Raw genomic sequence first — 12,785 nt, forward strand, 5'->3', positions numbered from 1 at the left:
GTAGCCGTCGGTTTGCAGAAACCCACGGAAGTTCCCGACGATCTCCTCGGCCACCTTGCCGCCTCGGCCGGGGTCGTAGTGAAAAAGCACAGATGGTCGTTTGATGTCACCGCCCCGGGCCACCCACATATAGGATTTGCTGGTGTTTTTTCGCCCGGGTTCCTTCAAGACCTGAACTGTGGTCTCGTCCAGGTTGATGATCGGCCCTGATCGAATCTGCTTGTGGAGCAGCTCCAACAGCGGCTCGCAGGCCTCGGCCGCCCGAAGCGCCCAGCCGGACATGGTCGCCCGGGAAATGTCCACCCCGAGCCGATCGAACATGATCGTCTGCCGATAAAACGGGAGTCCGTCCGCGAACTTGTTGACCAGAATGTAGGCCAGCAGGCCCGGGGAGACGATGCCCTGCGGGATCAACTGCGGCGGCATGGAGGCTGTCTTGACGGTGGGGCCGTCGTCTTCCACGCCCTCGCAGGCGCGGCAGGCGTATTTCGGCCGGATATGGCGGATGACCTGGATCTTCTGCGGGACGATGTCGAGCTTTTCGCTGACCTCCTCGCCGATGCGCGACAGGGCGCAGCCGCAGGGGCAGACCTTGTCTTCTTCGGGGATGTCGTGGACGACCTCCACCCGAGGATAGGCCTCGGAAATGGGCCGACGCCCTTTCTTGCGCCGGGAGTGACCGGCCACTTCCGTGGCCTCAGGCTCCTCTTCGCCGGTCTCAGGATCGGCCTCGGCCTGCATGGCAACGAGTTCCGCCTCGTCGAAGAGTGAATACTGGTCCTCGCCCTGAGGCCCTTTGGCCTTCTCGGAGCTGGCGGCGAACCGCCAGGCCCTGAGCAGCCAGACCTGCTCCTGCAACTGGGCCACCAACTGCTCGTGATCCGCGATGACAGACTTGTAGTCCGCGACAACAGCTTCGTGATCCGCGATGACAGACTCACGCTCGGCTATGACCATATTCTGGTCGGCGATGATGCGCTTGAGGGCCGCGATGTCGTCAGGGAGAGGCGTGGCATTCATGCCAATTGCATACATTCAATTGATTGAAATGTAAAGAGTTTTGTCTTTCAAAACAACGTCGAATATCCCAGTTTTGGGTGCCCGCGAGCCTGGAGAGGGTCAAGGCCATCGAGCAGCCAGGTCAATTCCCGTGCACCCAATTCCATAACTTCGGCCTCGGACTCCGGCCAGGTGAAGCGGTGTTTTTCCAGCCGTTTCTGCCAGAGGCAGAAGCCGTTGCGGTCCCAGTAGAGGATCTTGATGATGGTGCGCCCCCGGTTGCAAAAGGCAAACAGGTGGCCGGAAAAGGCGTCGTGGCCGAGGCGGTCGGCGACCATCAGGGAAAGGCCGTTGATCGCTTTGCGCATGTCGGTGGAGCCAAGCACCAGCCAGACCCGGGTCTGCGAGCCCAGGAGGTTCATGCCAATCGCCCCAGCACCAGGAGGATCTTCTCCAGCGCCCCGGGATGGAAGTCGTCGGGAATCTCCAGGCGAACGCCGTGCCAGGCATGGACGATGATCGGCTGATGAACGGCCTTTGGCCCAGACGCATGGGGCATCGGCACGGCAACGACAGCGTGGACGCCGCTGGTACCCTGCTTCTGCTCAAGCCGCCGCTTCCAATAGCCAAACAATCTGCTGGAAAACCCGGCCTGCCTGCTGAACTCGGCCTGGCTCAGTCCACTTTCACGCCATCTGGCTACCTGCTCCCGCCAATAAGACTCCTTCCTCGACCTTCGCTTGCGATTCGGCGGCATACCCGCACCTCCTTGATTGGAGGGTGAGCATGCAGGATTTCAAACGAGGGCGGTAGAAGGGGGCGTTGTGACGCTTACGCAGCAGGCCAAGGCCCTGAACACCCTGCGGGAGCAGGCCAAGAATGATTCGAGCCTCAAGGACCGAGACAGGCTGGAGGCGTTCAACCTGATCCGGCGGTTCGGGCGCGACATTGAAAAGAAGGAGATCAAGCCAGAGGTGGCGATCACGGCGACCGTGAACTACTTTGACGACAAGATGAAGCAACTGAATGAGGGATTCGAGAAATCCCAGAAGCAGAAGGCCCCGCTAGACATGCGTCTGGATCACAATCTCATTGCCAAGGTCACCGAGCAGGGGGAGGCGTTCCAACGAGAGCTTACCCAATTCCTCAAAGACGATCTCCGCAAGACGAACATACCGGTTGAAGCCAAGAAGGCCACCTTCCGGCAACTCCGGGTGCATGAACTAGCCGTCAAGAAGATCAACGAAAGACTGTTGGGCAGGGAGCGGTGATGGCGGATATTGCCCGGTCATGGCATACAATCCTTAGAAATATGGAGGACCATAGGGAGAATCTCTAAAAAAATGCTTTACACATGAATGAGTGAGGTAGCCCTTTGAAGGCAAGTGTAGCTTTCCTACCGCTCGCCCTATTTACGAAAGAACAGAATGCCTCTCTATTTTGGGGCGAGAGTGTCACCTGACACGCTCGAATCATCCCGTTATTATAGAAGACTGTGCTGCGATTAAGCCATAGTTTTCATTTCTCAATGTGATTGTGCCGCTATTTTTCAAGAAGGAATCGGTACCGAATCAACAACTATCGCATCTTCGTGACTCAGTCCGAACAGAGCATCTATATAACCCTCTAGCCGCGCCCTGGCATTTCTGGCGGCTCGATCACGGCGTGTGCGCTCATGCGGTGTCCGCGCCGCGCGGAGGGCTTCAACTGCGGCTACAACGCCTTCAGCTTGTTCTTCAACTTCTCGTAGTACCCTTTCTTCTTCCGACAGCGGAATTGGTAGATCTTCAATAAATTGCTTGCCGTGAGAATAATATCCGCCCCTGAAAACACTTGTGTTCGTGCGGATCATTGCTTCGCACAATGGATGGTTCAGAATGGCCAACAAGTACAGCGTCGAAAACGGGGCACCTTCTTTAGCCCGGATCATATAGTAAGGGCCGTTTCCGCCACCAGTGATGATCGTGTTTGTCTCATCATAGGCATAGCGGGCTTCGCGTGAGAGAACCGGGAGGATGATTTTGGGCCGGTCGAATTTGATCAAGCTCTGTGAGCGACCATACTGATACCATTGGTGCTCAGCCTTAGCTCCGCCTGTGATGTTGCGCTGTTCAAGTTCCGCCCGTCGTGCGTTCAAATATGCCCAGCACTGCGGGTAAAGCGCGCCCATTTCATCAGGCTGCAGCAGCCGTGCCCGCAGCTTGCCTGACGGAGTGTTTACAATCTCGTAGGGAAAGATCATCCACGCATTGGCTTTAGGTCGACCAAACCCATCGAGCGGTGCGTCATGCAGGCAGGGGCGCAGAATCCCCCGCTCGATTTGCCACTCGCGCTCATCCCATTGTATCGTGATACTATTTGCATCGCTGCGAACTTCTCGCAGGAGATAGATTTTATCAGCACTGGTCTGTACACCCACCTCGATGTCGGCGAACTCGTGGAGCCTGCCCGGCACAGTTTCCTGAATACGGGCGAACAGCGACCGAGCATCCTCTTGGCAGAATACCCAGGGGTCATCGCTTAGTTCTGTGGACGGCACTGTCAATATCTCACCCGGTCGACCGTAGCGCCATTGCTCCAACTTGCCAGCATGCTCGACACGAACCTGTTCGTGGCCGCTACGATCCATCACCAGAATGCAAGTGTAGTTTGTTATGCCTTGCCCAAAGACCTGCTTGCTCCCGAAATGAACGATATATTCCAGTATAGGTGAACGTGTCAGAAGGCCGCGTAGTGCGCGCCCCGAACGGATCGTCATGAATTTGTTCGGCACGATCACACCAAGACGTCCATTATCTTTGATCAAGCCGAGCGCACGTTCAATGAACAGTGCATACTTGTCAAAATTATCTTGCTGCGCGGTGCTGTAGGGTGCGTTAGTAGTGTGGTAGAATTCAACTTCTTGAGCCGAGTAGGCCACCATATTCTGGATTCGAATGTAGGGAGGGTTCCCGACTACCACGTCAAAGCCACCATCTGCCATCTCGTCCGCAAATTCTTCTTCCCAGCCAAAGGGGTTGATGGCATCGTGTAGCATTGCTGGCAGCGGCCCGCAGGCGGCTTCCCACTCCGCTGTGCTTACTAGCGAGTTGCCGCAGCGTATATAATCATCAAGAGCTGGCAATGCAGCGTGTTTCATGCGCCGCACATATTCTTCGAGTGCCGCTTCGCTTTCATCCTCTATCAGCTTAAGGAGCAAGCTGAACTGTGCGATTTCGACCGCGTTTGGGTCTATATCCACGCCGCGCATGTGCGCGAGCAGGATACGGCGCTTCTCATCGAATGTCAGTCGCCAAAGATTTTTCCCGACCTGGTAGATAGTTCGTCCGGCATGTTTGCCTGGCCCGCCTGCGACATACCAATCCAAATAGTGGCCAAGAAGGTAATCATAGGCCGAGAGTAGGAATATCCCTGAGCCACAACATATATCGGCGACAGTGAAGTGTAGGAGCTCCTCCGGGGATTTGCCAGCCAGAAGAGGGCTGAGAGTGCGGGCGACAATAGTATCGGCAATAAAGCTCGGTGTTGGCACTACGCCGCCGCTTTCTCGGACTTCGGGTTTGCTCTCGATTTCTATAGTACTACCCGCTACAATGATCACTTCGCCGAGAAACTGTTCATATATTTCGCCAAGCACCTTGGTCTCAACGACAGCGAAGGTGTAAGGGCTCAAAGGGTAATATAGTTCAGCGATGATACCTTGTAGCACATCATCGCTAATTCGAATGCCCAGCGGATCGTTATCAACCAGTCGGAACAAACCAGAGTCATAGAACTGATCCGCACGGCGCAAAGAATCCATCAACCCGTCGAAAGTGGCTAGGCCGTCAAGGTTTTTTAGATTTTCGTACTTCTCGATTCCCCGGTCTTCGCAAATACGCAAGAATACGATGCGAGAGAGGAAAAGTTGCACCGCATATGTAAGTTCTCCCGAACTCAGACCGGGGGTGTTCTTGTGAATGTCAGCCGCAAGGCGGACCCGCCAGTCGCGAACTTGATTCAGGAAAAAATCATCAAACTGTTGCGCGCCATGGCGTGTTGTATCGACGGAAAAATGCTGATCAAAAGTACCCGAATAGACGCTTTCCCGCGAAAGTAATAACCACAATTCGTCAAAGCGTGTTTCAAATTCTTCGTAACCGAACATTTCAAGTCGTGCGACATGTGCTTCATCGGTTTCGTTCGGCACAGGTGTACAATCATATACCACGAGCTGATGAAAGTTTGTGACAATAGCAATCGGCAAGCTAGCAGAGTACCCGTAACGCCGAGTCTGGAATGCTGGGGCACGATCACGGTCAATTCGAACACTCGGTTTTTTGGCCTCTATAAACAACTTGCGCTGTCTCGCCAGACGCAGTTCATAGTCCGGGCGCTTGGTCAGCCGCTCTTCACCTACCTCGACAGTCGCCTCTTCGATTACTTCGCGATAGATGAGCGGCTGGCCGCCAAGGTTATGCACATCCCAGCCGAACGCTTCTAGCAGCGGTGTGATAAACTCGGTGCGTGCTTGAGTCTCATTATAACCGGCATCGCGATAGTCGGCTTCGTTCCGACGGAAGCGCTCGATCAGTGATGCGACGCGGGCGCGGGATTGGTCTTTGGCTTCATCGCTAGCAACGCCAGTAGCGGGCTCTTCACGGAGCGCATCGTCTGTCATAATTAGCTCCTCTTTTTCCTGCCAGCACGGCGACGGGCAAGACGCCGGGTACGCATTTTGTTCCATATATCTCGTAGCATCTTACATTCGGTTTTCGAGAGCCCCATCTGTCCACGCAGGACGCAGCTGCTATTCTCTTCGAGCACTGTTTCTAGGCGTCCAGCACGAATAAGGGCGTCGCACTCTTCAACTGGTATTGCATCGACAAGCGTAGCTGGCATAAGCACTTTTTCAGCCTCGGTCGGCTCTAATTCCAGAACGCCGCCGCCATAGCTACGCCCCTCGATTTCTGCCGATGCAGCCGTCAGATAACTATAGCTGTTGGCAACGATAGCCTGGGGATCGGAGCCTTTGCTGCGCATACGGTGGATCGTATCGGTTGCTGTGGCCCCGGTCCGATTCAGAACAATGCGCGGAAAGTCGTAAATCTGACGGAATACAAATGCATCTGGAATATAAACGGACGGTACTGCATACCAAGGTTTACGTATTGAGCATTTATATCCTTTATCTACACCCTGCTCTTCGCCGAGACGCAGATAGTGGGCGAGCGCGCCCATGGGTTTCGTTCCGTTGATGGGGGCAAGGTGTAAAAGATGCACGCGTTGCTCATCATCTGCGAGCATGCGCCATCCGGCCTCATCTATAAGGGCACCTTCCAGGTGCGCTGAGCGCCCGATAAGAGGTATGGTATATTCTTCCAGTCCCAGCGCTTCGACATCGCTTTTACACAACACAAAAAACTGGTTTTTGCCCGTCACCACTCCGACATTGACCGAGGCGAAGGTGCCGAGGTCCGTCGTGTTATCGCTGGCACGAAGCGCGCGCATGAAGGTAATTTCGTCCGAGCTTAGGAAATACTTCAGCCATTTCTCGCTATCATGACAAACTGTTTTAGGTAATGCGCCATGTAAAACTGTCCGCGGTTCTCGCTTGACTATGTCGGCGACTGAGTCGCTTTCTGTAAGATTGACTTTACACGGATTGCTGACCGAGAGATCCGAGGGGGCAGTGCGCGCTTCATCGGCAAGAAAGAGTAGTACTTCTTGTTCTGCCTTTTCAAAAAACAGTTCATTACAGGCGATTATGTCGATGCGGCTAAACCGATCGGTCAGAAACGATCGTAGTTGCGCAGCATAGCTTACCTGGAGAAGCTCTGCGGGCAGAACGAGTGCCATACGTCCGCCTTCCTTAAGCACTGCTAATGCTGCAACGACAAAGGGTACCCAGATGTTGGTCATTCGGTTCGGCAATAGGCCCTGTTGCTTCATGATGCTCATCGCACGGCTGCGGTGCGGTTCTGGGAAGCTCTGATACCTAATGAAGGGTGGATTGCCGATCACTACATCAAACGTCGACCTCCCCGGTCGACTCCACCACGCAAAGAAATCGCTGCTTTCGACCACATCGTCAGCACGATAGCCAAGACCGCCCCTCAGCCGCCGACGTGCCTTGTCGGCTTCATCCGGTATGATCTCAACCCCACAAAGTTGGTTTGCGCGAGATGGACCGTGCGTCCCCAACTCTTCAAGACGCGCACTTGCCGCCTCAAGAAAAGAACCATCGCCGCAGCTTGGTTCTAATACAGATTCTTTCGGATCGCGAATAGCCCACGCGCACAACCATCTCGCCAGTTCCAGCGAGGTGTAGTAGCCGCCGCGCAACTTGTCTGGATCAAGCTCGGTAAAGCGACCCTTATGCTTACGTTCGTGCTCATCTCTTATAGTAGCAGAATTGCTGCCTATGGCTGATATACGCCTATTCATAGCCCCTGCCTCGGATATAATAATGATTGTTCATTATGAAGCAGCAGCTCTATAGTCTCAGTTACAATTGTCATACTCGTTAGCTAGTCCATTGCTGTATGTAAAAATCATTTCTTTGCTTGTCATCCATTATTTCCCACGCAATAATCACAAACTTCACATACGGCTCTACTCGATTCTCATTGAACTGCCTGCTTAGAGTGGATGGGTTCTTGCCTGTGAATTTGCAGACGTCGCGGGCTGTGAGCCCTGCCTCGCGCATCCGAATCTGCCAAGGGTGCTTTATCATGAGGCAGTGGTAGCAGGGATGTTTGCGCTACGCAATTTTTTATCACACCTAAATCGAGCGGGGGGGCTTATTGAAGTCTCCCTCGGCAGAAATCAGAGGGGATATTCTCTAACTGACCGTTGAAAAACTCCAGCAAATTCATGACAATCCCCTGAAGCACGGGAGGATTGAATGGCATTGGGCAAACAGGGTGATCGGAAGGGGAAGATGTTCGTGGCCTGGGATGAGATCCCAGGCCAGGGTGAGGTGAGAAGTTTCGAATCAAGAGTAGTGTCGTGAAATCAAGGCGGGTAGCAATAGGGTAGCAAAACCAAAAAGGGTTTACGACGATCTGTCGTAAACCCTTGTCTTTCCTGGTCGGGATGAGAGGATTTGAACCTCCGGTCTCTGCGTCCCGAACGCAGCGCTCTACCAGACTGAGCCACATCCCGTTGGCGTGAGAGGGGTGTTTAGCCCAGCGGGTGTGAAAAGGCAAGGCAAAAAATGCGGGGCAAGCAAGGAGATGGACAAAGCAGGTAAATACGCCTATTATTCCCGTTTGGAGAATTGAGCAAAAATTGTCACGTTCACGCTGTGGCCTGCGCGGCGTTCAACCTCTGTGGGTGTGGCGGTTCCCTGCTGCCAGGAACGCCCGGAACGCTGCGGGCGGGAGCCCCAAGGAGACGCATTGGTGATAAAAGTTCTTGTCGTGGATGATTCCGCCTTCATGCGAAAGGCCATCAGCACGATGCTTGGCAAGGACCCGGGAATCAAGGTGGTGGGAACGGCGCGTGACGGTCTGGAGGGCCTGGAGATGGTGCGCCGCCTCGATCCCGATGTGGTGACCATGGACATTGAGATGCCGAAGATGGACGGCCTGACCGCCTTAAGGCAGATCATGATGGAGGCCCCAAGGCCTGTGCTCATGGTCAGTTCGCTGACCACCGAGGGTGCCGAGGCCACCCTCAAGGCCATGGAGCTTGGCGCCGTGGACTTCATCCCCAAGCAGCTTTCCAAGGTCTCCCTTGACATCGTCAAGATAGAAAAGGATCTCATAGACCGGGTCAAGACCGTGGCCGCGCGGAAGATGCGCCATGTGCCGACCAGAACGGCTGCCCCACGTCCTGCCGCGACAGCCGTGCCCAGGTCGGCCGTCACCCCAGCGGATCGGCCGGTGCGCGATGTGGTGGCCATCGGCGTATCCACCGGAGGGCCGCCCGTGGTCCAGAAGATCCTTTCGTCCCTTCCGGCCGACTTCCCGGCCGCCATCGTTATTGCCCAGCATATGCCGGCCGCCTTTACCGGCCCTTTTGCCAAGCGGCTCGACGGCGTCAGCAGAATCACGGTCAAGGAGGCGGAGAACGGCGACGTGCTCCGGCCCGGTTATGCCTTCGTGGCCCCCGGGGGCAGACATATCGTGCTTGATCAGCGGGTGAGCCGGGTCGATGTGGTGGTAACGGATCAGCCCGCTGATGCCCTCTACAAGCCTTCGGCCAACGTCCTTATCAGTTCCGTGGCTCAGGCCGTGGGCAAGCGCGGGCTCGGGGTCATTCTGACAGGCATGGGCAACGACGGCTGCGAGGGGGTGCGTGAACTCAAGGGGCGCGGCGGACGCGCCCTGGCTCAGAGCGACTCCACCTGCGTGGTCTACGGCATGCCCAAGGCCATAGTCGATGAAAACCTGGCGGATGAGATCGTCGATCTCGACGACATGGCCGAAGCGATCATTGCGAATTTGTACAAGTGACAGAGCGCCGGTTAGACCGGCGAATCCATTTTTGTGGGGAGGGTGAGCAGATGGCGGGATGTAACGAGTATCTTTCGCTGCTGAAGAGCGATGACAAGGAGATCGTTCGCGAGGGCGCGTTCCGGGCTGGCGAGGACAACTGTGTCGAGGCCGTGGGGCTGCTGGCTGAGTTGCTGCTGACCAACCATCTGGGTGTGCAGGAGGCGGCAGACAGCTCTCTGCGCAAGATCGGAGGCCGCGAGACCGTACGGGCGGTGCTGCCCCTGTTGCGTTCGGACGAGGCCCCGGTGCGCAATCTTTCCATGGACATCCTGCGCGAGGTGGGAGGGCAGGACATGCCCTCGCTTGTTGCTCTCATCCACGACGGCGATCCCGACATCCGCATCTTCGTGGCCGACATTCTCGGCTCCACAGGCAGTTCCCTGGCGGTGGAGCCTCTGTGCGACGCCTTGCTCAAGGACCCCGAGGTCAATGTCCGCTATCAGGCGGCGGTGAGCCTTGGCGAGCTCGGCATGGCCGAGGCCGCTCCGTGTCTGAACAAGGCAATGGAAGACGAGGAGTGGGTGCAGTACTCGGTGATCGAGGCCCTGACCAAGATCGGTCACGCCAGCTCGGTGGGGGCGTTGGTCAAGGCGCTGGACCACGCCTCGGACCTTGTCGCCTCCATGATCATCGATTCCCTTGGCGAACTGGGGGACATCAAGGCCGTGACCATGCTGCTTAAGCGCATGGACGAATCGCCCACGGCGCTGCGCAACAAGATCGTCAAGGCAGTAGTCAGGATACTGGGCGGCAAGTCCTTGAACCTGCTCAGTGTGAGCGAGCGGGAGCGTTTTCGCGAATATCTGCTCGTGGCCCTGCGCGACGAGGATGTGGAGATACAGGACGCCGCCATCCAGGGATTGGCCCATGTGGGAGGCGAGGTGGCCTCCGAGGGGATTCTGCGCATCGCGGCGGCGTTGGATCAGGACAGGGATCAGGAGCGGCTTGGAACCATCATCGGGTGCCTGGCGGTCATCGGGATAACCGACGCGCTCAAGCACGCCCTGCTCGGCGAAAGCGAGAATCTGGCCCATGTGGCCGTCCAGGTCCTCGCCATGATCTCGCCAGAGTCCTGCGGTTTTGAGGACTCGGTCTGCCGCTTGCTTATGGAAGCCTTCTGGAGGGTGTCGCTGCCGATTCAGCGCCAGATCATCGGTGTGGCAGCCGAGCGGGGGAACGAGCACGCAAAGGATTTCTTCATCAGGGTTCTCGACGAGCACAACGACGGCACAGTGCTCAAGAGCGCGGTCTTTCTGCTGGGCGAGAAGCTGCGGCTGGCCGAGGTGGCGGACCGCATCTTTGTGCTGCTTGACCATCAATACGACGATGTCAAGGAAGCCGCGCTGGAGGCCTGCATCGCCATCAACGGGGACCGGGTGCGCGAGCGTTTCGCGGCCATGTTCGAGAGTCGCGAGCCCATTCACCGGCTCATGGCGGTCTATGCCTTGGGCAAGCTCGGGGTCTCGGCCAATCTCGATATCCTCAGACGCGCCCTGGACGACGCCGTGCCGGACATTCGCAAGGTGGCCCTGGAGGCCCTGGCTTCCGAATGCGATGTGCATGACGATTGGCAGCCTCTGGTCCTTTCCAGACTGGAGGACGAGAGCAGGGATGTCCGCCTCACTGTTATCGAAATCCTCGGGAAGTGCTTTTCCGAGAATTCCGTTCCCTACCTGATCGACGCTCTAGAGGATGAGGACGACTGGGTCAGAATCAGGGCCATCGACGCCTTGGGCCAACACGGCTCCATCCAGTCCGTGCCGCGTCTGATCGGTATGCTCGACCACCCGAATCGGTTCGTGGTCATGAAGATCATCGAGGCTCTGGGAAGCCTTGGCGGCCCTACCGCCTTTCGCGCCCTGCTGGACATCGCCAACGGCGATGACTACGAGATGGTCAACGCAGCCGAGGAGGCCATCGCCAGAATGCAGGAAGCTCAGGAGTAGGCGGACCAGATGTCCTCGCTTTTTTCCAAGACCATCGCCCTTGGCAAGGAACTCAAGATCACGGATCAGGAGTTCGCCAACTTAAGGGATTTCATCTACGAGCAGTGCGGCATATACATTGCTGACAACCGCAAGTACCTGCTGGAGAACCGGCTCGGAAACCGGCTGAAGAAGCTCAACCTCAGGAATTTCGACGAATACTACAACTATCTGCGCTTTGATGCGGCCAAGGCCGCGGAGATGAAAAAGCTTTTTGAAGTCATCACCACCAACGAGACGAGCTTTTACCGCAATCCGCCCCAGTTGCAGGTGTTTCAGGAAAAGGTGCTTGCCGATGTGTTGGAGGGCTGCCGCGGGAGCGGACGCAAATTGCGCATCTGGTCGGCAGGCTGCTCCACAGGCGAGGAGCCATACACCATTGCCATGATTATCCATGAGCTGCTCCAGGGGGATGTCGCCAACTGGGACATCCGCATCACGGCCAACGACCTCTCGGAGCGGGTGCTCGAATCGGCACGCAAGGGCGTGTATAACGAGTACACCCTGCGCACGACTCCCAAGGAGATCGTGCAGCGTTATTTCGAGCAGGAGGCAGGGCTCTATGGCGTCAGGCCCGAGGTGAAGAGGCTCGTCAGTTTTGGTCAGATCAATCTGCGCGACAAGGGGCAGCTCAAGCGGGTGGAGCGCTCGCAGATCGTGTTCTGCCGCAATGTCATCATTTATTTCGACGACGCCATGAAGAAGCAGGTCATCAGTTCATTTTACGACAATCTGCTTCCGGGCGGATACCTGATCATCGGGCATTCGGAGTCGCTGCACAACATCACCCGCGCCTTCAAGCCCATCCATTTTCCGGGCGCCATCATCTACAAGAAGGAGGAGTAGGCGTCCTGACTGCAAGGCGGGAGGGCGTCACCCTCCCGAGGATTTGATAAAACGACCGATTTCGTGTTAATGGACCCAGGGGGAATCATGGCGAAGCATATTCTGATAGTGGACGACTCAAAGACGGTGCGCAACCTGGTCGCCTTCATCATGAAGAAGGAGGGATTCAAGGTCACTACCGCCGAAGACGGTCTGGACGGCCTGGAAAAGCTCTATAGCGCCACCGGGGTTGACCTCATTGTTTCGGACATAAACATGCCCCGCATGGATGGCCTGACGTTCATCAAAACGGTCCGGGAGCAGGAGGCGTACAGGGACATTCCCATCGTGGTCCTCTCCACCGAGGGGCAGGACAGGGATATTCAGACAGGCCTGACCGTGGGAGCGAATCTTTACATGGTCAAGCCCGCCCAGCCCGAGAAGCTGGTGCGCAACGTCAAGATGCTGCTTGGATGACCCGCCAGCCGGGGAG

10 protein-coding genes and 1 tRNA gene are annotated in these 12,785 nt (G+C 56.4%); 5 read left to right on the forward strand and 6 right to left on the reverse strand.

The genetic code is table 11. The features are described from left to right. The 3 genes from tnpC to tnpA form a co-directional block, all read right to left on the reverse strand. On the reverse strand, positions 1–1,020 hold a 1,020-nt coding region (gene tnpC, locus GKC30_RS14220), incomplete at its 3' end, for an IS66 family transposase (RefSeq protein ID WP_196772910.1). A gap of 47 nt (positions 1,021–1,067) precedes the next feature. Beyond that, positions 1,068–1,421, reverse strand: coding sequence for an IS66 family insertion sequence element accessory protein TnpB (tnpB, locus tag GKC30_RS14225; RefSeq protein WP_155935645.1), 354 nt, complete (start codon positions 1,419–1,421; stop codon positions 1,068–1,070). Next, positions 1,418–1,756, reverse strand: coding sequence for an IS66 family insertion sequence element accessory protein TnpA (tnpA, locus tag GKC30_RS14230; protein WP_155935646.1), 339 nt, complete (start codon positions 1,754–1,756; stop codon positions 1,418–1,420). Before tnpA ends, tnpB begins: the two co-directional genes overlap by 4 nt. Before the next feature lie 67 nt (positions 1,757–1,823). On the opposite strand from tnpA, the gene GKC30_RS14235 reads away from it, so the two are divergent. Then, positions 1,824–2,270 carry a hypothetical protein gene (locus GKC30_RS14235; protein WP_155935647.1) on the forward strand — a complete coding sequence of 149 codons (447 nt, stop codon included), beginning with the start codon at positions 1,824–1,826 and terminating at the stop codon, positions 2,268–2,270. 278 nt (positions 2,271–2,548) lie between these two features. On the opposite strand, the gene GKC30_RS14240 is transcribed toward GKC30_RS14235, so the two are convergent. The 3 genes from GKC30_RS14240 to GKC30_RS14250 all read right to left on the reverse strand — a co-directional run bounded on the left by GKC30_RS14240 (position 2,549) and on the right by GKC30_RS14250 (position 8,145). Next, positions 2,549–5,659 carry an Eco57I restriction-modification methylase domain-containing protein gene (locus tag GKC30_RS14240; RefSeq protein WP_155935648.1) on the reverse strand — a complete coding sequence of 1,037 codons (3,111 nt, stop codon included), beginning with the start codon at positions 5,657–5,659 and terminating at the stop codon, positions 2,549–2,551. Positions 5,660–5,661: 2 nt separating this feature from the next. Then, entirely contained in the window at positions 5,662–7,425 is a 1,764-nt protein-coding gene (locus GKC30_RS14245) for an Eco57I restriction-modification methylase domain-containing protein (RefSeq protein ID WP_155935649.1), read from the reverse strand. Between the two features lie 643 nt (positions 7,426–8,068). Further along, positions 8,069–8,145 (reverse strand) — tRNA-Pro (locus GKC30_RS14250). Between the two features lie 239 nt (positions 8,146–8,384). On the opposite strand from GKC30_RS14250, the gene GKC30_RS14255 reads away from it, so the two are divergent. The 4 genes from GKC30_RS14255 (at position 8,385) to GKC30_RS14270 (ending at position 12,769) form a co-directional block, all read left to right on the forward strand. After that, positions 8,385–9,440, forward strand: coding sequence for a protein-glutamate methylesterase/protein-glutamine glutaminase (locus tag GKC30_RS14255; RefSeq protein ID WP_367614155.1), 1,056 nt, complete (start codon positions 8,385–8,387; stop codon positions 9,438–9,440). Positions 9,441–9,490: 50 nt separating this feature from the next. Further along, positions 9,491–11,428: a HEAT repeat domain-containing protein gene (locus GKC30_RS14260; protein ID WP_155935650.1), complete on the forward strand. Its 1,938-nt coding sequence runs from the start codon at positions 9,491–9,493 to the stop codon at positions 11,426–11,428. Positions 11,429–11,437: 9 nt separating this feature from the next. After that, on the forward strand, positions 11,438–12,313 hold the full coding sequence (locus tag GKC30_RS14265) for a CheR family methyltransferase (protein ID WP_155935651.1): 876 nt from the start codon (positions 11,438–11,440) through the stop codon (positions 12,311–12,313). A gap of 87 nt (positions 12,314–12,400) precedes the next feature. After that, entirely contained in the window at positions 12,401–12,769 is a 369-nt protein-coding gene (locus GKC30_RS14270; RefSeq protein ID WP_155935652.1) for a response regulator, read from the forward strand. Positions 12,770–12,785: the final 16 nt, after the last annotated feature.

The sequence above is a fragment of the Pseudodesulfovibrio alkaliphilus genome, from assembly GCF_009729555.1.
Lineage (GTDB): Bacteria > Desulfobacterota > Desulfovibrionia > Desulfovibrionales > Desulfovibrionaceae > Pseudodesulfovibrio > Pseudodesulfovibrio alkaliphilus.

Coding starts and splice junctions, on each gene's coding strand:
- tnpB (WP_155935645.1), bottom strand. CDS start 1,421: ATGAACCTCCTGGGCTCGCAGACCCGGGTCTGGCTGGTGCTTGGCTCC.
- tnpA (WP_155935646.1), bottom strand. CDS start 1,756: ATGCCGCCGAATCGCAAGCGAAGGTCGAGGAAGGAGTCTTATTGGCGG.
- GKC30_RS14240 (WP_155935648.1), bottom strand. CDS start 5,659: ATGACAGACGATGCGCTCCGTGAAGAGCCCGCTACTGGCGTTGCTAGC.
- GKC30_RS14245 (WP_155935649.1), bottom strand. CDS start 7,425: ATGAATAGGCGTATATCAGCCATAGGCAGCAATTCTGCTACTATAAGA.
- GKC30_RS14260 (WP_155935650.1), top strand. CDS start 9,491: ATGGCGGGATGTAACGAGTATCTTTCGCTGCTGAAGAGCGATGACAAG.
- GKC30_RS14265 (WP_155935651.1), top strand. CDS start 11,438: ATGTCCTCGCTTTTTTCCAAGACCATCGCCCTTGGCAAGGAACTCAAG.
- GKC30_RS14270 (WP_155935652.1), top strand. CDS start 12,401: ATGGCGAAGCATATTCTGATAGTGGACGACTCAAAGACGGTGCGCAAC.